Annotated in this window: 18 protein-coding genes and 1 pseudogene; 10 read left to right on the top strand and 9 right to left on the bottom strand. The window is 40.2% G+C overall.

Going from position 1 to position 19478, the window contains the following annotated elements; translation table 11 throughout:
* Positions 1–2: 2 nt before the first annotated feature.
* The 3 genes from ACGE0T_RS06165 to ACGE0T_RS06155 are packed head-to-tail and all read right to left on the bottom strand — an operon-like array spanning position 3 to position 3223.
* On the bottom strand, positions 3–1757 hold the full coding sequence (locus ACGE0T_RS06165) for a V-type ATP synthase subunit A (RefSeq protein ID WP_459189655.1): 1755 nt from the start codon (positions 1755–1757) through the stop codon (positions 3–5).
* A gap of 3 nt (positions 1758–1760) precedes the next feature.
* Complete coding sequence (locus ACGE0T_RS06160; RefSeq protein ID WP_459189654.1) at positions 1761–2630, bottom strand: DUF2764 domain-containing protein; 870 nt, start codon at positions 2628–2630, stop codon at positions 1761–1763.
* 2 nt (positions 2631–2632) lie between these two features.
* Positions 2633–3223, bottom strand: coding sequence for a hypothetical protein (locus ACGE0T_RS06155; RefSeq protein ID WP_459189653.1), 591 nt, complete (start codon positions 3221–3223; stop codon positions 2633–2635).
* Between the two features lie 155 nt (positions 3224–3378).
* Between ACGE0T_RS06155 and ACGE0T_RS06150 the strand changes: the two genes are divergently transcribed.
* The gene (locus ACGE0T_RS06150) at positions 3379–3882 is read left to right on the top strand and encodes a GNAT family N-acetyltransferase (protein WP_459189652.1); all 504 of its coding nucleotides are present in this window, start codon (positions 3379–3381) and stop codon (positions 3880–3882) included.
* An 85-nt stretch (positions 3883–3967) separates the two neighbouring features.
* Here the strand turns inward: ACGE0T_RS06150 and ACGE0T_RS06145 are convergent, their stop codons facing one another.
* The 4 genes from ACGE0T_RS06145 to ACGE0T_RS06130 form a co-directional block, all read right to left on the bottom strand.
* Positions 3968–4492 carry an IbrB-like domain-containing protein gene (locus ACGE0T_RS06145; RefSeq protein ID WP_459189651.1) on the bottom strand — a complete coding sequence of 175 codons (525 nt, stop codon included), beginning with the start codon at positions 4490–4492 and terminating at the stop codon, positions 3968–3970.
* Positions 4476–5777, bottom strand: a complete 1302-nt coding sequence (locus tag ACGE0T_RS06140) for a DUF3440 domain-containing protein (protein ID WP_459189650.1) — start codon at positions 5775–5777, stop codon at positions 4476–4478. Before ACGE0T_RS06140 ends, ACGE0T_RS06145 begins: the two co-directional genes overlap by 17 nt.
* A gap of 2 nt (positions 5778–5779) precedes the next feature.
* Positions 5780–6178, bottom strand: coding sequence for a hypothetical protein (locus ACGE0T_RS06135; protein WP_459189649.1), 399 nt, complete (start codon positions 6176–6178; stop codon positions 5780–5782).
* A gap of 396 nt (positions 6179–6574) precedes the next feature.
* A complete protein-coding gene (locus ACGE0T_RS06130; RefSeq protein ID WP_459189648.1) occupies positions 6575–7906 on the bottom strand; it encodes a PhoH family protein in 1332 nt (443 codons plus the stop codon).
* A gap of 212 nt (positions 7907–8118) precedes the next feature.
* Between ACGE0T_RS06130 and ACGE0T_RS06125 the strand changes: the two genes are divergently transcribed.
* Complete coding sequence (locus tag ACGE0T_RS06125) at positions 8119–8757, top strand: LysE family translocator (RefSeq protein WP_459189647.1); 639 nt, start codon at positions 8119–8121, stop codon at positions 8755–8757.
* Positions 8758–8845: 88 nt separating this feature from the next.
* Here the strand turns inward: ACGE0T_RS06125 and ACGE0T_RS06120 are convergent, their stop codons facing one another.
* Positions 8846–10711: a biotin/lipoyl-containing protein gene (locus ACGE0T_RS06120; protein ID WP_459189646.1), complete on the bottom strand. Its 1866-nt coding sequence runs from the start codon at positions 10709–10711 to the stop codon at positions 8846–8848.
* 457 nt (positions 10712–11168) lie between these two features.
* Between ACGE0T_RS06120 and ACGE0T_RS06115 the strand changes: the two genes are divergently transcribed.
* The 3 genes and pseudogenes from ACGE0T_RS06115 to ACGE0T_RS06105 all read left to right on the top strand — a co-directional run bounded on the left by ACGE0T_RS06115 (position 11169) and on the right by ACGE0T_RS06105 (position 13658).
* A complete protein-coding gene (locus ACGE0T_RS06115) occupies positions 11169–12017 on the top strand; it encodes a deaminase (protein WP_459189645.1) in 849 nt (282 codons plus the stop codon).
* A 231-nt stretch (positions 12018–12248) separates the two neighbouring features.
* Positions 12249–13223, top strand: a pseudogene (locus ACGE0T_RS06110) (serine hydrolase domain-containing protein); the annotation flags it as partial.
* 42 nt (positions 13224–13265) lie between these two features.
* Complete coding sequence (locus tag ACGE0T_RS06105; protein ID WP_459189644.1) at positions 13266–13658, top strand: Dabb family protein; 393 nt, start codon at positions 13266–13268, stop codon at positions 13656–13658.
* Positions 13659–13846: 188 nt separating this feature from the next.
* Here the strand turns inward: ACGE0T_RS06105 and ACGE0T_RS06100 are convergent, their stop codons facing one another.
* Complete coding sequence (locus ACGE0T_RS06100; RefSeq protein ID WP_459189643.1) at positions 13847–14104, bottom strand: TIGR03905 family TSCPD domain-containing protein; 258 nt, start codon at positions 14102–14104, stop codon at positions 13847–13849.
* Positions 14105–14411: 307 nt separating this feature from the next.
* Between ACGE0T_RS06100 and ACGE0T_RS06095 the strand changes: the two genes are divergently transcribed.
* The 5 genes from ACGE0T_RS06095 to ACGE0T_RS06075 all read left to right on the top strand — a co-directional run bounded on the left by ACGE0T_RS06095 (position 14412) and on the right by ACGE0T_RS06075 (position 19477).
* Positions 14412–14657, top strand: coding sequence for an RNA recognition motif domain-containing protein (locus ACGE0T_RS06095; RefSeq protein ID WP_459189642.1), 246 nt, complete (start codon positions 14412–14414; stop codon positions 14655–14657).
* Between the two features lie 647 nt (positions 14658–15304).
* A complete protein-coding gene (locus ACGE0T_RS06090; RefSeq protein ID WP_459189641.1) occupies positions 15305–16627 on the top strand; it encodes a bifunctional folylpolyglutamate synthase/dihydrofolate synthase in 1323 nt (440 codons plus the stop codon).
* 10 nt (positions 16628–16637) lie between these two features.
* Positions 16638–18077: an MFS transporter gene (locus tag ACGE0T_RS06085; RefSeq protein ID WP_459189640.1), complete on the top strand. Its 1440-nt coding sequence runs from the start codon at positions 16638–16640 to the stop codon at positions 18075–18077.
* Positions 18078–18092: 15 nt separating this feature from the next.
* The gene (gene ispE, locus ACGE0T_RS06080) at positions 18093–18902 is read left to right on the top strand and encodes a 4-(cytidine 5'-diphospho)-2-C-methyl-D-erythritol kinase (RefSeq protein ID WP_459189639.1); all 810 of its coding nucleotides are present in this window, start codon (positions 18093–18095) and stop codon (positions 18900–18902) included.
* Complete coding sequence (locus ACGE0T_RS06075; RefSeq protein WP_459189638.1) at positions 18899–19477, top strand: class I SAM-dependent methyltransferase; 579 nt, start codon at positions 18899–18901, stop codon at positions 19475–19477. Before ispE ends, ACGE0T_RS06075 begins: the two co-directional genes overlap by 4 nt.
* Position 19478: the final 1 nt, after the last annotated feature.

The raw sequence follows: 19478 nt of genomic DNA, 5'->3' as shown, positions 1-19478 counted from the left end.
TTTTAATTTCTATTCTCCGCAAGTAATGCGTCCAGTTGTGCATTAAATTCTTTAAATTGTTCACTCTCATATTCGGAATAGTTCATCTGTTTGAAGATATTGATCATCTTCTTGAAATATTCCATTACATCGAGGAAGGAGTCAAATTTAAATTCCGTATGGCAAATCTGAACTACCTTATCCAACATAAATTCCTGACGTGCCAACGGGGTAACAGCATCTATCGCATCGAAAGCATCCTGTTGCAGGATTACGAAGTCAATTAATTCCGATTTCCAGAAAATCACATGGTATTCCACAGGTACACCATCATCACCCAGGATGTTAATCTGCTCGGAAATTTCCTTACCACGCAACATACGTGTCTTGATTTCATTTACTTTGTCAATCCATGCCGGAGAGATATGTTTGGCTATGTATTCCTGAAATTCGGGATATTCCAGATATTTGGAGTAACTGTCAATGGGGTTAACAGCCGGATAACGTTTACGGTCGGCACGTTCCTGTTCCAATGCATAGAAACAACGGGCTACCTTCTTCGTATTTTCTGTTACAGGCTCCTTCAAGTTACCACCGGCAGGAGATACCGTACCGATAAAGGTTACGGAGCCGCTCGAGCCATTATTCAGGTGAACGAATCCCGCACGTGCATAGAAGTTTGCAACGATAGCAGACAAGTCCATCGGGAATGCATCCGGTCCGGGAAGTTCTTCCAAACGGTTGGACATTTCACGCAAAGCCTGTGCCCAACGTGAAGTAGAGTCTGCCATTAACAATACTTTCAATCCCATACTCCGGTAATATTCGGCAATGGTCATTGCCGTATATACGGACGCCTCACGGGCGGCAACCGGCATGTTTGAAGTATTTGCAATAATGATGGTACGTTCCATCAATTTACGTCCGGTATGCGGGTCTATCAGTTCAGGGAACTCGGTAAAGATTTCCACCACCTCATTCGCACGTTCACCACATGCTGCGATGATTACGATATCGGCCTCCGCCTGTTTGGAAATAGCATGCTGAAGTACTGTTTTGCCTGTACCGAACGGACCGGGAATAAATCCGGTACCGCCTTCCACAATCGGATTCACAGTATCGATTGTACGGACACCAGTTTCCAACAGCTTGAATGGACGCGGTTTTTCTTTATAACAAGTGATGGCACGTTTTACCGGCCATTTCTGTATCATGTTTATTTCTACATCCTTCCCGGCTTCATCCGTAAGAACGGCGATAGTCTGGTTGATTGTATACTGTCCTGCATCAGCCAGGCTCTTGATTGTATAGGTTCCTTTAAAAGTAAATGGGACCATGATTTTGTGCGGCTGGAAGTTTTCATCCACTTCGCCCAGCCAATCACCGGCTGCCACCTTGTCCCCTACTTTAGCCAAAGGTTTATAATCCCATAGCTTATCGTTATCGAGAGCGAATGTATATTCCCCACGTCTCAGGAAAACACCATCCATTTTATCCAGGTCATTCTGCAAACCATCGTAGTTGCGTGACAACATACCCGGTCCCAGAGTTACTTCCAACATGTGTCCTTCGAACTCGGCTTCATCGCCCACGCGCATACCGCGAGTACTTTCAAACACCTGCACAAAAGCGTTCTTACCTATTACCTTAATAACTTCCGCCATCAGCTTTACGCCTCCTACGGAAATGTAACAGATTTCATTTTGTGAAACCGGTCCGTCAACCTCAACGGTAACGAGGTTGGAAACGATCCCTTTTACAATTCCTTTCGTAGCCATAATTTATTTATCATTGTTTCTTTTAAATTCTTCCAGAGCATTTTCGCTGCCTTTCTTCATTGCTCTCACAATTTCACGGAAAGTTTTTTCTCCGGTTGCCTTATCCAAGGTCACCCATCTTTCAATCATTTCCAGTTTCAGCAGATAGGCAAATACACTTTCAATATCAAACGGCTTGAAGAAAGTGTATTCCTCCAACCATTCCCACTTCAGTAAATCTATTTTCTTCTCGCGAACCATCAGGTCTGTTTCTTCAGCTATCCGTTGCAAGGTCGGCAGGTAATCCACCAAATCCCCCAAACCGAAATCACGGGCATTGGATGTTCGCAAGGCTACAGCAACTTCATTATCTCCCACAATGTAATTTGCTTTCTCTATACCATGTTTACGACAGGTAATCGCAGTAAGCATATTATTGATATTGAGGTTTAATTCAAACCAGTTTGCCACAAAACGGTTACTGCACTTCATGGCATATGCATAATATAGAGCTGCTAATTGGTCTTCCCACGAAATTTCAGGTTTGACGCCTTTACTTTCGCTTTCCATATATCTACAGAAGAACTCTTTAAAATAAGGAGGTATTTTATCATTCTTCGGGAGTTTCTCTTCATCCTTCAATGCTCTGAACAAAGCGATGAATTCATCATAAGTGATATATCCCCTGGGATCCGGATCCCGGTCCGGGTACTTTGCATGAGCGATCAGGTTCCTGTTATCAAACTTCAGGAAGAACAAATCGATCAGCTTTTTATCGGCGCTCGTTAATATACCGTCCAGTTCTTTCCTGAATTCAGAAATGGAATAAGGTACTTTACTATCATCGAGGGCGATATTGGGGAGTCCTGCTATTAAGCAATAATATTTACTCATAATCAGAACAACATTTCAACCAGCTGGGGACGCAGGAATTCTTTGAAAAATGCAACAAATTCTTCTTCACCGAAGCTCACTTTATAAGAACCGTCGGCTGGCATGATAGTGAAAGAGGCATCCTTGCCATTTACCTTTTCGATTTTTACTCCGGCATTCAACAAAGCCTTGGCATTGGCTTCAAAATATTTGGTAAGAGCTTCCGCATCGGCTGTCTGGATAGTAATAGCTTCCTTCTTTGCCCATTCTTTAGCCATTTCCAAAACAATCTTTTGCATAAATACACTATCAGAAACTACAGCTTTCACATTGGAAGATGTGATTTTTCCCGTAATAAGGTTTACCACCTCGCTTTTCAATGCTTCTACAGATTGGGCTGCAAATAATTTCAACTCGGCTTCTGTATTCTTTTTCAGTTCAGACGCCTGCTTCTGAGCTTCAGCGACAATACGCTTTGCTTCTGTTTCCGCTTCACTTACAATGGCTTGTTTTTGAGCATTTGCATCGGCAATGATACGTTGTGCCTCTTCATTACCCTTTTCTACTCCTTCTTTGTAGATTTTGTCGGTCAGTTCCTGAATTTTAGTATCCATTTCTGTATATATTTATAAATTTGTTTCCTAAAAGTATTAAACGCCCACAAAGTTATTCTTTTTCATGAACTGACCCAGAAATAAATGTAAAATCAAGCTAAAAAATCAGTTATTCCAAAATATTTGTAATTTTGTTCGTCTTAATACAAAATAATATGTTCTCTATAAAAAAAGCAACTACTAACGACTGCCTGTTGATTAACTCGCTGGCATCAAAAATCTGGGAACCGACTTATAAAAATATTTTGTCTCCCGAACAGATAAGTTATATGTTTGATATGATGTACGCTCCGATAAATCTACGCAAGCAGATGGAAGAATTGCATCACCAATTTTTTATCATTTCATCAGAAGATGTCCCTTCCGGCTATCTTTCTATCGAAACCGTAGACAAAGACCTTTATAATTTCCAGAAAATATATTCGCTCCCCTCGCTACACGGATCCGGTATAGGTCGTTTTATCATAGAACAAGGCACCGAGTACCTGAAAAGCATTCATCCGGGTCCATTTACGATAGAAATAAACGTAAACCGCTACAACCAGGCTGTCGGATTTTATAAACACATGGGATTTCACGAACATACGACAAGGTATCTCCATATAGGGAATGGGTATTATATGGATGATTTCATACTGAGGAAAGATATTAACAATTGAGCCGTTTGCTATTTATAAACTATTTAAATCTTTATGGGGGGGATATCCCCCTTTGATTTTTATTCTTCTTAATAATAATCCCCGGCTAATCCTCCTCTAACCAATCGTCAGACATGCTAAATTCTTTATCCCGGAATAATTCTGCTAATCCTGAAATTTGCTTAAACCGGAGCAATTCATTCTTATCCATCCCAATATTACGCATTATCCAGTTGTCAGACATTCCCGATTTGACTAATTCTGCTACAATCTCGGTCATAAGCTCCAAATTATGTATACCTCTGGCTCGGTTATGGCGGATAGTTGAAGCCATCCTATTCGAAATATCCTTCTTTATTACCGTCACAGGCAACAAACCTTTCTCACGGTCATAAATCCTTTGAGATGTCTTCATTACCAAATACCGATGATAACCATCTACAATCTCATATAAATCATTTTCTTCCTGATAGTAACAGACACAAGGCATCGTATATCCATCTTCCCAAATAGAAAGTTCCAACAAACGCATCTCCGGAGGAGCTATAACATTAGGGTTATAACTATTAGCGACAATTTTTTCAATAGGTACAGCCTTGACCTCATATGCCGGACTAACATAATTTTCCATGTTTATAAAAATTATATTTATTCATTATTTGTTGTCTTATATTTTTTTCCTGTTTCGTTTGAGAAAATCCCATATATTTACACATATGGTCATTTTTCAAAATACAGATACACATACGCTTATAGGTCGGTATTTCTTTAAATTCGGATATATCTATATCATCGATATACTCCATCCGTACAGGCTTCTTATCTGTACGGTAAGCCGTACTTTCTTCCACAATAATAGGAATACCCGCCTTCTGTAACTTGACGATTGTCTCTTCACTAAGACATCCACCTTTTTCTTTCCAGAATTTCCGACTGACTTTCAACTTATTCAAGTAATTCTCACGAATATCCTGAGGTAACGTATCTAACAGAAAATACATATATCTCTCCCAGGAGAATCCCGGCGGACACTTAATGGTTCTCCATCCCATAGCTGAAGTATTTCCATACATGCCGGCAAAACCGACACCATTAACACGACCAACCATCCTCCCCCACATATCCGGATCTATGGCTTTATAAATAAAAAGCGTGGACATCGCCTGGGATATGAACGGACTCGCCACACGCTGCCTGGATAAAGGAATACCCGCCTGATAATACAAATCATACAGATGATTGTATGGCCAACCGAATTTTCCGTTTGCAATCCAGACATCTTGAGTTTTCCAATCATAAATAGGATATGCATTATACGTGTAATACCCCATCCTATGAGTCCATTTATAGTTTGCCAGTTTCCTGTAATTTTTATTGCTGTGAATTGCCCGCCACCGGTTAAAACTCTCTTGGGTACGAATTCCGACGAGGCAGCAAATACGCTGCCCTTTCCGCTGCTTACGTAACCAAAAAGGAAACAAATTCTGAAAATCATAATCCCACAAGTCTTCTTTAAAAAAATCGAAATCCTTTGCCCTAAGGCATGATTGAGGCATTTCCCTAACCCAGATATCCCGGCAACCTTCACTCCAAGGCCTCCAATATTGCTGGAACATGGAAGTGCATGTCGGAACCTTAAAAGGGACACAACAATGATAAATATCAAGAATATCAGGATTCGCAGCATAAACTTTTTCCACGTATTCAATCGTTTGCCTGTATTGCACCTCATAATCCATATGAAATACACCTAAACGTCTTCCCGGAGCATATTTCCTGATATAATCTATACACAAATTCAATAACACACCACTATCCTTCCCTCCTGAAAAAGACACATACACATAATCGAAATAATCAAATATTATTTTCAATCTTCTCTCCGTTGCTTCATACACGTCCATTCTTCGTATCATAACTATACCTCCGGAAGATATTGCATTTTATCATAATTTTTCCACTCAATACATGTCTGAAAACCTTTTTGAGCAAATACCATTACATGACGTTTATGCACGACGGCCACGAGAGAAGACAAGGAAGATAAATCCTTTATTACTTCACTAAGAAGTTCACCTAGAATTGAGGAATTATCCCCACTCACAAAATAATTGTCTATAGAATAATGACTGCTTCCCTTTTTTATCGGAACAAAGCCTACTACACTCATATCATGAAGGGCTACGTACCAAATATGGTTCCGTGATGTCTTAAAAGGGTAATTATTATTCTGCCGCAAGATAGCCGGGCACATGACTAAAGGCGCAACGAGCTCATACAACATTTTTTCCGTACCCTGTAATTTCATAATTTTCATGGCTTATTCTCTATATTGCCATGCAAATTTAGATATAAATGTTAATGCCACCAAAGTTGTCATATATAAATATATAACACATGATATTTTGGCATTGAAACGACAATATTTGAAGAAATATTAAAAACAAAAATCCTATCTGCCTAAATAATTACTCTTTGAAATCATATTACTGTAGAATGCTGCGACAGACTTAATAGTGGTAAATACAAAAGCTGTTCCAACCGTACAAAATGAAGAAAAGGTTAATGTTAAATTAATATATCCGGATGTAAACATCTCATTTATAAATGAAATACGTCGGATATCAAGAAAAAGAGGCTATCTGGAGAATGTACCATTTTCGTCAAAGTACACTTCAAAACTTCTCAGGCAGCCTCTTCTTCCAAAACAGAACTATAGCAAATCCGAAGCCAACTCGGATAACTGGCTTCTTTCTCCTTTTATCAGATTGATATGGGCAAATAAATCTTGCCCTTTCATCTTATCCACCATATAAGCCAATCCATTACTTTGTGCATCCAAGTAAGGGGAGTCTATTTGCTGGATATCACCCGTAAATACCATCTTTGTACCTTCCCCTGCACGGGTAATAATCGTTTTTATCTCATGAGGTGTTAAGTTCTGCGCCTCATCAATAATACAGAACGTTTCAGAAAGGCTACGCCCGCGAATAAATGCCAACGCCTCGATAACCAATTGCCCATTCTTCTGTAAATCGTCTATTTTACGCGCATCAGAACCTCCCGGTGCAAACTGTCCTTTTATAACATTCAGATTATCAAACAAAGGCTGCATATAAGGAGCCACTTTTTGCTTCTCATCACCGGGGAGGAATCCCAAATCTTTATTGGCAAGCGCCACAATAGGACGGGCAAGCAAAATCTGTTTATATACATTAGCCTGTTTTAATGCGGATGCCAATGCAAGCAAAGTTTTACCTGTTCCGGCTTTTCCCGTCAGCCCTATAAGTTTCACATCCGGATCATTTAAAACCTCAAAAGCAAAAGTCTGTTCCGCATTGCGAGGCATAATACCGAAATTAGTCCCTTTTTCCACCTTTTTAAACTTATTCGTAAAAGGATTGTAACGGGCAAGAATTGAATTACGTACGCTTTTTAAAATAAAACATTCATTCGGTTGTAACTTTGATTTAATATCAAACAAATCAGCATCCACTCCTTCGGGAGAAGCGTACATCTGGTCAATCAAATCCCCATCTATTCCGTCGTATGTATCTTGAGCTCTTTCAAAAATATCGACATTCACTACTTTATCATTAAAGTAATCTTCCACCTCGATACCTAAAGAACGGGCCTTCATCCTTAAGTTAATATCTTTCGTGACAAGGATTGTTTTCACCTTTTTATCTTTTTCCGCTTCTGCCACGGAGAGAGTGCAGGAAAGAATACGATGGTCGGCACTCTTTTCGGGAAATGACTGGTAAATCTTATCTTGATATTTGTCGCCAGTAACAATATGCAAAGTTCCTTTACCCGGTCCTAAGGACGCTCCTTTCAAAAACAAATCGTTACTGGTTATGGTATCCAGTTGACGAACAAATTCCCGGGCATTGTAATTAATCTGATCACTCCCTTTTTTAAATTTATCCAACTCCTCCAATACCACAATCGGAAGGTAAATATCATTCTCCTGAAAGTTCTCAATACACTTATAATCGTGCAGGATTACATTCGTATCCAACACAAAATTCTTCTTTGCTCCCATGATCTTTCGATTTAATGATTATGCCTCTAAGATAGAAATTTTTCCGAGATATTATTCTTTTAGGACTTGAAATATCTCAATTCAACCAAAATATTCTGTATTTAAACAAAAAGCGACAGGATTATATGAAAACAAGCAAATTACCTAAACGTATAGAAATATTGTAAAAAGAACACTATCTTTGTATCGCACTTTGAACCAATGGAAAAATCATGAATACAGGAATAGAGCATTATGCCACTTTTATTTTATCGTCACTATTTTTTTCAATTTTACCGGGCATCGATACGCTTTTCATCTTAAGCAGGTCGATCATACAAGGGAAAAAAGCCGGTATCTATGCAACATTAGGAATTAACACGGGGATTCTGATACATGCAACATTTGTAACATTAGGACTTTCTCTGATAATTGCACATTCACCTATCGCATTTTCCATTATAAAATATGCCGGAGCTGCATATATTATCTATTTGGGCATAAGTAAATTTTGCCAAAGAAAGCCGATTATATCAGAAATGAAAAATGAGCAAATGGATATATCCCGGCACAGGGATAGTTACCTTGCCGGCATACTTACCAATTTACTAAATCCCAAAGTCATCCTCTTCTTCCTGGCATTTTTTCCACAGTTTGTCATCTCCCCGGAAATAGAGAGCCATTTGCCTTTTGTGATATTAAGCATTACCTATCTTTCCATAAACATATGCTGGACTTTGGCATTAAGCATTTTCTTTGCTTCATTCTCCAGCAGATTAATAAGCAACACTACGATATCCAAATGGATTAATAAAATAACAGGAACGATATTCCTTTTATTAGGCGTGTTAACGGGTCTGGATATTATTTAATACCTACCGCCAAATACACAAAAGCGGTGCTATGAAAATGAACAAGCATCATAGCACCACTTTTTTATTCTATACCGAAATTACACTTTTATTCCAGCTCTACCAACTGGGCATCAGCCGCAACTATATCGCCCTCCGCAACCAGTAATTGTTTAACAACACCCTTATAATCCGACATGATACTATTTTCCATCTTCATTGCTTCCAAAACCAGCAAATCCTGGTTCCGGTTAATAGCATCACCCACCTTAACCTTGATTGAAAGAATTTTACCTGGCATCGGAGAGGTTATAACATGTCCGGTAACAGGTTGATGTTTAATAACCTTTTCTTCTTTCTTTTCAACTTTACCCTCTTCTTTTACCACATTCTTAGCTTGTTCGGCTTCATAACGGGCTTTTTTCAGGTTTGTCAAATATGTTTTAGCAACAAGAGGGAACAGTTCCAGCAGAAGGACTTCTTTCTCATTCTCCGCAAGTCTTACCCCACCATATTCTTCCAATACAGGATTGGGCTGCATCTGGTAATTAGACGTATCATATGGAGTTTCTTCACGTACCCCGGCTATCTTGAAGCGGAAGTCAGGATCAACTGGAATCGGAGTCTTTCCGTATTCTCCCTTCACCAGATTGACAAACTGATTGGACACATTGGAATACATCGGTTTACCGTTCTTCAAATCCAACGCACAGTTTACAGCTTGCGCACCTACGATCTGGCTGGTAGGAGTAACCAATGGAGGAAGACCGGCATCCAGACGGACATGAGGTATCAGCTCCATCGCTTTTTCCAAAATAGCTTCCGATTTCAATTGTTTCAGCTGGGCAACCATATTGGTATACATACCACCTGGTATTTCTGCATTTTTCACCAGTTCATTCGGAGCCGGGAAGTTGAAATATTTTTCTATGGCATGGCAAACCTCCAGCAATTCTTCTTCTTTATCCGCACGTGCCAATTCAAGCGCTTTATCAAAAGCCTTATCTATTTCCTCCGGCAGAGCGTCTGTCAACGGATTAAACGGCTTAGGAAACTGCTTGACTGCATCATAGGCTTCCAATTCCTTGCGGATAGTAAACAACTCCGCATTGATTTTTGCCACAGTCTCCATATTGGCAGAAATCTCTATTCCCGCTTTCTTACAGAACAGATAAATAAGCTCAACTGCAGGAGCAGCCGGGCCACCTGCAAAATTCCAGATATTCGTATCGACTATATCTGCCCCATTGACAATCGCCGACATAACAGATGCCAATCCATAGCCCGGAGTGCAGTGTGTATGGAAGTCAATCGGTACGGAAAGATTCTTTTTGAATAATTTTATCAAACCGGCCACCCGTTTAGGAGGAATCAGACCGCTCATATCTTTTATTGTGATCATGTCCGCTCCTAAAGCTTCCATTTGTTTCGCCTTATCCAAAAAATACTCGTCAGTAAAAACGGCATGAGGCAGTTTATGCTTCGAAAACATCGAATGCAAACGTTCTTTCATCGAAAAATGGGGATCGATAGTATAACAAACTGCACAATCGGCTATGCCCCCATACTTCTTTACGTATTTAATAGTCGATTTTACATTATTCACATCGTTCAATGCATCAAAAATACGCATAATACCTAAACCGGACTCAATGGAATTTCGACAAAAACCTTCTATAATCTCATCGGTATAAGGACTATATCCAAATAAGTTACGTCCCCGGGACAATGCCGTAAGCTTAGAAGCATCACCCACTGCAGCCTTGATTTTTTCCAGACGATCCCACGGATTTTCATTCAAATAGCGCATAACAGAATCCGGAACGGCCCCGCCCCATACTTCCATTGCATAAAAACCTGCATCCTTATAAAAAGGAAGGACACGATCAATTTCTGACTGACTCATACGAGTTGCAAATGAAGATTGTTGACCATCACGCAACGTCAAATCACGGATTAAAAGTTTTTTTACCATAGCATCTTTATTGTTAAGGAATTACACTTATCGGAAAGATGATTTCCTGTTAAGATTCTCTATCCATCCGAAAACGGCTGAAATTTATTAAAAACCCAGGATTAAACACCATTTTAACTATTTTTAATTTCAAATTAAAACATATCATTCACAAGAGAGCTTGTTTATTCTGATGCAGACCTAAACATACGGACATATCTAACTATAAAACAATATTTTATGTAATAATACCATTTTTTCACCAGCTACTTTTTCACTCAGCTCTTGTTTTGTAATAACTCATCTATTTGCAAAATTGTTCACTTGTTAAGAAAACCGATCGCATAAATTTATCTCCGGGCAATGGCAGACGACAGAAATTTAAAACAGGAAATACCTTGGTTAATCCATTTACCCTCACTACATTTGTATATAAAATTTAAATAACACTGTATAATTTTACAAACTATACTACTTTATGAAAACAAAAATCATGGCTATTTGCCTACTATTTACAGTTAGCATATCCGCTGGTTCTAAACCGGTTAACCAACTCAGTATTGAAGAAGAAAGAAATCATATCCTCTCACTGGCTGCAATGGCATATGTCTATCAGGACTGGCAAAGGAAAGACATATCCCCATCGAGAGGATACAATATCGGAGCACTGTTATATGATTCAAAAGGTGACTCTATCATTGCTTTTGAAAGAAATTCCGTTAATCAATACAATGACAAAACACAACATGCCGAAGTTCGTTTGATGCAAGGCTATATGAAAAAGTATTCTAAACCTTATCTGGATGGATTACAAATTATAACCACCCTGGAACCGTGCATGATGTGTTCGGGTATGATGACATTCCTCATGGTAGATACGACCAAATATGTACAAGAGGACCCTGAGTTTGGAAAAAATATCGAAAGACTGGCTATGCCATGGACCGATCCTGAAGGACATGTGCACCAGCCGAACGAGCGGTGTACAAGAATCAAATCTATTTTAGCAGATTATCCGGGTCCCAGCTCCGATCTGAATATGGCATATGAGAGGTATATAAAAGAAAAGCCTCAGGGAAGCATGTCTGACTTTCTATATTCAGAAGAGGCATGGAATATCTATGATTTCTGGGTCGAAGTACTGGAATTATGGAGTTGTGTCCATATTGAGAACGCTAAATTATTGGAGAATATAAAAAGTCTGTTAAATAAAAGAACTATACATGAGAACTCCCCTTACGGAGAGAAAGCACACCAAAAGAATATGAAGCTTTTAAAAACCATGAGCAAGAAAAAAAATATCGTACTATCCGGCTACAAATTCTAACCTCATAAGCAACTGCCTATGAACAACAGTAATACAAATAATCGTTATCTTTGTACGGAAATATCACAAAGATATTAATTATACATTATGAAAAATACAAACAAATTGATCTACGGATGTTTTTTGTGTGCATCCGTTTTTTCTTTATCAGCCCGAAACGAACAACCATTATCCATAAACAATATGGATAGTCCTACAAACTGTATCCTTACTGAGCAGGAAAAACCGGCAAAGCCTTTACCACGTGCAAAAGTTCCTGCCGGATTCTCAAAAGCAATGGCTAACTACCTGAAAGCGGTAAAGAACTCCAAACAAGATTTACACGGCATCATGGTTCTTCAACATGGCAAAGTGCTTGCCGAAAAATGGATGGGTGAAGGAGCGGCCGACAAACCTCATATTTTATATTCGGTAAGTAAAACCTTCACTGCAACAGCTATTGGTTTTGCTGTATCTGAAGGTAAATTAAAAGTAACAGATAAAGTTATCTCTTTTTTCCCTGACAAACTTCCTGCAGAAATCAGTCCTGATTTGAAAGAAATGAGCATACAGGATTTATTAACGATGTCCTGTGGACATGATACAGACCCTACAAACAGTATCCGGAAACAGGAAGGCGTTGACTGGGTTCAGGAATTTTTATCGGTTCCGGTAAAGCACAAACCCGGTACATACTTCGTCTACAACAGTATGGGAACCTATATGCTATCGGCTATTCTCCAAAAAGTAACAGGAGAAAAAATCGTAGACTACCTATCTGCCAGGCTATTCCAACCTCTATCCATCGCATACCCTCGATGGGACGAAAGCCCTCAAGGCATTAATTGCGGCGGATGGGGATTATATCTGACAACGGAAGATATGGCGAAAATGGGACAATTATTTCTCCAAAACGGTGTTTGGGAAGGGAAACAGCTACTGCCTGCCGCATGGATAGAAGAAGCCACCACTTCCAAAATAGCTTCTTTACCCGCAGGCGTACGCCCGGAAAATGTAAAGATGAAGCCGGAAGATTCCGACTGGTTACAAGGCTATTGTTACCAAATGTGGCGTTGCCGCCATAATGGAGTCCGTGCAGACGGAGCCAGCGGGCAATACATTATCATATTACCGGAAAAAGATGCCGTAATAGCCGTAACAGCCGATATTGGGGATATGCAAGCGGAACTCAACCTGATTTGGGAACATATCTTACCGGCTTTATAATTATCTGTTAAACATTTTATGAGTTGTAATATAAAAAATTGTATGAAAAAGATTGTATTCGGACTTTTTACTATCTCATTAATACTGGTATCCGTATTGATGGTTGATTGCACAGGCCCTAAAAAACCGGAAAAAGTCCTCCGCCATGTAGTAATGTTAGGATTTAAACCGGAAGTTTCTGCCGAACAAATCAAAAAAGTAGAAGATGCCTTCAGAGCCCTTCCCTCCCAAATCGATTTGATAAAAGGCTACGAATGGGGTACGGATTGTAGCCCGGAAGGACTGCAACAGGGGTTAACCCATTGTTTCTTTCTGACGTTCTACTCTGAGGAAGACCGGGATACCTACCTGATACATCCTGCCCACAAAGCTTTTGGAAAAGTTTTAGGGAATAAAGCATCAGCCATTACGGTTGTCGATTACTGGACAAAATAACTTATAGGCCGGATTACGTTTAGTAACAAATCGTAATCCGGCTTTACTTTACTCACAATTTCCTTCCTCCAGCCTTTCTATCAAGACTTCCCGAATCGGGAAGCATCCACGGACTCATGCTGTTTTTTCTTACAACCGCCGAATTTATATATAATTGATTCCGGTTAAATGAAAATCACAAAAGAAGATTACTTGCTGATCTTCTTCAAAGCCTGTGCCAACTGATCCGGACACGATGTACCACGTTCACGGCAATCGATACCCTCCAAGCGCCGGATGGCATCCTGTACATTCATCCCTACCAACAACTTAGAAAGCCCTTGGGTATTTCCCTGGCAACCGCCCACGATTTGTACTCCCTTAATCACGTCATCCTCCGAATCAATAATCATCATCTTCGAGCAAACACCTCCGACCGGTGTATAGGTAACACGCTGTTTATTCATTTTATCCTTCATTTTTAATAATCGAATACAAAGGTACAAATAAAACAGAAGAACTAAAATCTGCCGTCTATGCACCTATTATCCCCCTTATTTCATAAAAAAGCTTATAATCCCCCTGTTTTAAAGGAAATAAATAGTGCACATTCCAAATATTATGCTTTCCTTTGTAGCCGAAACAATAAAAGATTTATTTCGCTCTGAACTCTCACATGTATTTCCTCGGTTGTTAACACTGAGTATCTCCATTTCTGATTAAGGACTATCTAAACTGTATTGTTAAATTATTAATTTTTTTATTTTTATATCTATGAACATGTATGTTGGAAACCTTAACTACCAGGTTAGGGAATCAGATTTGAGAGAAGTAATGGAAGAGTACGGAACAGTTGATTCAGTAAAATTGATCATTGACCGCGACACAAGAAGATCTAAAGGTTTCGCTTTCGTAGAAATGCCAGAAGCTTCTGAAGCAAAAAAAGCTATCGATGATTTGAACGGTGCAGAATATGCCGGTCGCCCGATGGTAGTTAAAGAAGCACTTCCAAGAAACTAATTGGTAAAATATATATTACCTATTGAAAAGGATATGTCCCGCGGACATATCCTTTTTTCTTTTAATAAGAACGACTGCTCCAGGAATCCCGATATCCGGTTTTTGCCCGTTAAATTTCTCATTACAAATAAATTTATTAGTGAGCAGGGGGTATGGCACAATGTTGACTACCCAAAACCTACAGACTAACAACCATTTATAACACCTTACAAATTCAAAGTGAACACCCAGGATGAGCACTCCTCTTTAATATAGAAGGAAGATTCTTCTTATAACTATTTATAAATCGGGATTTTCTTGTTTTTTTGAGAATACATCCTTGTACCATCCTACATCACAAAAATGAAGCGTCTTCCCTATTTTCAAAACATAGGTGTTTTGATTTTAAAACATATATGCTTTGAATGCAAAACACCTATGTTTTGAAATGAAGGCAAGTCAATTATTTTCTTAATCATTAATGGTTTCTAATCGACTCTAATGGTCGCTATCCGACTCCGGGATTATTACCCGCGATATCTTTGTCGTGTAATAATTAACACGGGATTCAATCATCGATATTCGTCTTTCCGTCCGTACTATTTTAGACAAATGCTTTTTTCCTACAGTATTTGTATCTAAATTTGCGAAACTCTAAAAACAAAAACATGACTTACGAAGAAACGTTGCACTATCTATACACCAGTATACCGGTATTTCAACACAGCGGGGCTTCTGCTTATAAACCGGGACTTGGAACAAGTATAGCATTGGACAACTATCTGGGAAATCCCCACAAAGCATACCAAACAATCCATATAGCCGGTACAAACGGCAAAGGTTCCGTCAGCCATCTGCTGGCAGCTATTTTACAACAGTCCGGATATAAAGTGGGACTTTTCACTTCTCCCCATCTGGTCGACTTTAGAGAACGAATCCGCGTAAACGGTAAAATGATACCTAAAGAATACGTTACTGACTTTGTAACACACCATCAATCCTTTTTCGAACCGCTCCAACCCTCCTTTTTTGAACTGACCTCTACATTAGCTTTTGATTATTTCCGCTCCGAAAAAGTCGATATTGCCATAATCGAAACAGGCATGGGCGGACGTCTGGACAGCACCAATATCATCACACCGGTTTTAAGTATTATCACCAATATAAGTCTCGACCATACTCAATTCCTGGGGGATACAGTCGAAAAAATAGCTTTCGAGAAAGCCGGTATCATCAAGAACGGCGTACCGGCATTAGTCGGTGAAGTAGACAGGGAAAGCGTTGTCAAAGTCTTTGCAGATACTGCAGTAAAAAACAATACTTCGGTTTATTTTGCACAGGATGCCGGCTTGTTAGGAGAATCCTATTTGATGGATACCGGAAAATGGTCTTTCGATTCAACCGAATATGGACAATTGTCCGGCGAATTGGGTGGAGCCGTACAAGTACGTAATGCAAATACCGTATTGGGAGCTTTAAACTTATTGAATAGGCAGGATATACAAATTACCCAACAAGCCGTAAGGGAAGGATTCGAGCATGTTGTGGAACTGACAGGTTTAATGGGACGTTGGCAAATCATGCAACAAAAGCCCAAAGTAATCTGTGATACCGGTCATAATATAGGAGGCTGGCAATACATCCAAATGCAACTGGCAGAAGAGAAAAAACGCCATAAACATCTGTTTATGATAGTAGGCATGGTAAATGATAAAGATATCAACGGCGTGATGGAACTTATGCCTCAGGATGCTTTCTATTTCTTCACACAGGCTTCTATTCCACGGGCTATGCCGGCCGAAGAATTTGCAGCAAAAGGTATAATGCACGGGCTGAGCGGTACTATTTGCGACACGGTTCCGGAAGCCGTCGGCAAAGCCCTGGCACGCGCCGGGGAAGATGATGTCATTTTTATCGGAGGCAGTACTTTTATTGTGGCAGACGCCATTCCTTTATTCGACAAAGAAACTATGCAACTTAATTCTATCTAAAATAAATATCATGACTGAACTAATTCAAAAAAAATTAAGCGAGTCGAAAACAGCACGGTGGACCGTTCTGGCACTCGTCGCATTTACTATGCTCTGCGGATACTTCATCACAGATATGATGGCGCCGCTTCAGGATTTACTGCAATCACCCGTCGGTAGCGGAGGCTTAGGTTGGAGCGGAGACGAGTATGGAAAGTTTACCAGCGCTTACGGATGGTTTAACGTATTCTTCCTGATGCTGATTTTCGGTGGTATGATACTCGATAAAATGGGAGTACGTTTCACCGGTCTTATGGCTACATGTATCATGATTATAGGTGTGTTTGCCAAATGGTTCGGCATATCGCACGATTTCGGTGGAGCCACAATCTCTGTTTTCGGAACAGAATGGACGTACACCCTGCTGGTGGCATCGTTAGGATATGCCTTATTCGGCGTAGGTGTGGAAATAGCAGGTATTACTGTTTCCAAAATCATTGTGAAATGGTTTAAAGGCAAAGAGATGGCGCTTGCCATGGGTTTGGAAATGGCTTGTGCACGTATCGGTACGGGATTGGCAATCGGTATTACTCCATTGTTGAGCCGCGCTTTCAATAATTCAATCAGCATGCCTATTCTTATCGGGTTAATCCTTTTGTGCATCGGTTTGCTTTCCTTTATCGTATTTGTCATCATGGATAAGAAACGGGATGCGGAAGATGCAGAGACAGTGAATGATGAAGAACCGGAAGAGCCGTTCCGTTTCAGCGATATCTGGAGCATCGTTACCTTAAAAGGATTCTGGTATGTAGCTTTACTTTGTGTATTGTTCTATTCCGCCGTATTCCCCTTCCTTAAATATGCGCCCAGCCTGATGATTAATAAATTCGGCATTGCCCCGGAATGGTCGGGTACGATTCCTGCCCTTCTCCCATTCGGCAATATCCTGCTGACTCCCTTCTTCGGGAACCTATACGACCGCAAAGGAAAAGGAGCAACCATAATGATTGTCGGAGCTGTCATGCTGGTATTTATCCATCTGATGTTCTCTATCCCGGTACTGAACAACTGGATTATTGCCCTTATACTGATTATCCTGTTAGGTATTGCATTTTCACTGGTACCTTCGGCTATGTGGCCTTCCGTTCCGAAAATCATACCGGAAAACAAACTGGGAACAGCCTATGCCTTGATTTTCTGGGTACAGAACTGGGGATTGATGGGGGTTCCTTACCTGATTGGAAAAGTGCTGGACAGCTACTGCGTCACCGGTAATATCGACGGTAAACCGACTTATGACTATACAATTCCAATGATGATTTTCACATGTTTCGGCATAATGGCTCTCTTTATATCCTTACTGCTGAAACGTGAAGACCGGATTAAAGGTTACGGATTGGAATTACCGAATATCAAAAAAGACGAAGATATTGTTCTTGCCGAAGAAATGATTGGCGAAGGACAGCGTTAAATAAACTATTTCACTATGATTTGTTTCCCGAATGCCAAAATAAATTTAGGGCTGAATATCGTTAGTAAACGACCGGACGGTTATCATAATATCGAAACCATCTTCTACCCTGTTCCTGTAAAAGACGCGCTTGAAATTGTTGAAGCGAAAACCTTCTCATTCACGCAAACAGGCATACAAGTAGATGCTCCGGTAGAAAAAAACCTTGTGGTAAAAGCCCTGAATTTATTAAAAAAACAATATGACATTCCCGAATTGGAAGTCCATCTGCTGAAAGCCGTCCCTTTTGGAGCGGGATTAGGCGGAGGCTCTGCTGATGCGGCCTTTATGCTGAAACTTCTCAATGACTTTTGCAGATTGTCCATTCCCGAAAACGAACTGGAAGAGCTTGCCTCTTCCATCGGGGCGGACTGCCCGTTCTTTATACGGAATACACCTGTTTTTGCTACAGGTACGGGAAATATATTCGAACCGGTGGAACTGTCGCTAAAAGGCTACCATCTTTGCTTGGTTAAGCCGGATGTAGCCGTATCCACTCCTGAAGCCTATTCGATGGTTAAACCTGCAACACCGTCTGTTTCACTGAAAGAAATTGCAAAACTGCCGGTTTATGAATGGAAAAAGCTGATGGCTAATGATTTTGAGCCAAGTGTATTCCCTAAGTTTCCGGTTATTGCAACGATAAAAGAAGCTCTTTATGAAGCTGGAGCAGTATATGCTTCCATGTCCGGCTCCGGTTCATCCGTATTCGGACTGTTTAAAGAAACGACTTCACTGAAACAACAATTTCCGGATTGTTTTGTATGGGAAGGAGCTCTCGAATGAATGCCATAGCAGACTTCTTCGACAGCCTTGCCGACCGCTGGGATGAGTTATGCCAGCATGGGCCTGATAAGATCAATGAGATTCTGGAACAAACGACTCTCCGGAAAGGCATGCGTATACTCGATGTAGGATGTGGAACCGGCATACTGGAAAGTTTTCTTCTGCCCTATTCGCCTGTAGAAATTGTAGGAGTGGATCTTTCTTCATTTATGATTGAAAAAGCCCGTTGCAAATATGCGGTAAAAACAGTCGATTTTCATTGTATGGATATAATGGACCTGAAAAACGAACGTTTCGATTATATCATAGCGTATAGTGTTTTCCCCCATTTCTCCAATCAAAAAGAACTTATTTCTCATCTTGCCGGACTTTTGCATCCGGGAGGGGAACTGGTGATTTGCCACAGCGAAAGCAGGGACAAAATAAACATGCACCATGACAAACAAGCTGTCAGGATTTCATTCGGCCTACCTCCTGCGGAAGAAGTCGCACAGATGATGGAACCTTATTTCCGGATACAAACGATTCAGGATACCAACCGATTATACATGGTATCCGGCATACGAAATTCTTAAA

The organism is Parabacteroides sp. APC149_11_2_Y6, from assembly GCF_054506995.1.
The sequence above is the reverse complement of the archived record's forward strand: the minus strand, read 5'-3'. Positions and strand labels throughout refer to the sequence as shown.

Excerpts from the sequence above, each read along its gene's own strand:
- ACGE0T_RS06165 (WP_459189655.1), bottom strand. The coding sequence starts at position 1,757 with ATGGCTACGAAAGGAATTGTAAAAGGGATCGTTTCCAACCTCGTTACC.
- ACGE0T_RS06160 (WP_459189654.1), bottom strand. The coding sequence starts at position 2,630 with ATGAGTAAATATTATTGCTTAATAGCAGGACTCCCCAATATCGCCCTC.
- ACGE0T_RS06155 (WP_459189653.1), bottom strand. The coding sequence starts at position 3,223 with ATGGATACTAAAATTCAGGAACTGACCGACAAAATCTACAAAGAAGGA.
- ACGE0T_RS06150 (WP_459189652.1), top strand. The coding sequence starts at position 3,379 with ATGTTCTCTATAAAAAAAGCAACTACTAACGACTGCCTGTTGATTAAC.
- ACGE0T_RS06145 (WP_459189651.1), bottom strand. The coding sequence starts at position 4,492 with ATGGAAAATTATGTTAGTCCGGCATATGAGGTCAAGGCTGTACCTATT.
- ACGE0T_RS06140 (WP_459189650.1), bottom strand. The coding sequence starts at position 5,777 with ATGATACGAAGAATGGACGTGTATGAAGCAACGGAGAGAAGATTGAAA.
- ACGE0T_RS06135 (WP_459189649.1), bottom strand. The coding sequence starts at position 6,178 with ATGAAAATTATGAAATTACAGGGTACGGAAAAAATGTTGTATGAGCTC.
- ACGE0T_RS06130 (WP_459189648.1), bottom strand. The coding sequence starts at position 7,906 with ATGGGAGCAAAGAAGAATTTTGTGTTGGATACGAATGTAATCCTGCAC.
- ACGE0T_RS06125 (WP_459189647.1), top strand. The coding sequence starts at position 8,119 with ATGAATACAGGAATAGAGCATTATGCCACTTTTATTTTATCGTCACTA.
- ACGE0T_RS06120 (WP_459189646.1), bottom strand. The coding sequence starts at position 10,711 with ATGGTAAAAAAACTTTTAATCCGTGATTTGACGTTGCGTGATGGTCAA.
- ACGE0T_RS06115 (WP_459189645.1), top strand. The coding sequence starts at position 11,169 with ATGAAAACAAAAATCATGGCTATTTGCCTACTATTTACAGTTAGCATA.
- ACGE0T_RS06105 (WP_459189644.1), top strand. The coding sequence starts at position 13,266 with ATGAAAAAGATTGTATTCGGACTTTTTACTATCTCATTAATACTGGTA.
- ACGE0T_RS06100 (WP_459189643.1), bottom strand. The coding sequence starts at position 14,104 with ATGAATAAACAGCGTGTTACCTATACACCGGTCGGAGGTGTTTGCTCG.
- ACGE0T_RS06095 (WP_459189642.1), top strand. The coding sequence starts at position 14,412 with ATGAACATGTATGTTGGAAACCTTAACTACCAGGTTAGGGAATCAGAT.
- ACGE0T_RS06090 (WP_459189641.1), top strand. The coding sequence starts at position 15,305 with ATGACTTACGAAGAAACGTTGCACTATCTATACACCAGTATACCGGTA.
- ACGE0T_RS06085 (WP_459189640.1), top strand. The coding sequence starts at position 16,638 with ATGACTGAACTAATTCAAAAAAAATTAAGCGAGTCGAAAACAGCACGG.
- ispE (WP_459189639.1), top strand. The coding sequence starts at position 18,093 with ATGATTTGTTTCCCGAATGCCAAAATAAATTTAGGGCTGAATATCGTT.
- ACGE0T_RS06075 (WP_459189638.1), top strand. The coding sequence starts at position 18,899 with ATGAATGCCATAGCAGACTTCTTCGACAGCCTTGCCGACCGCTGGGAT.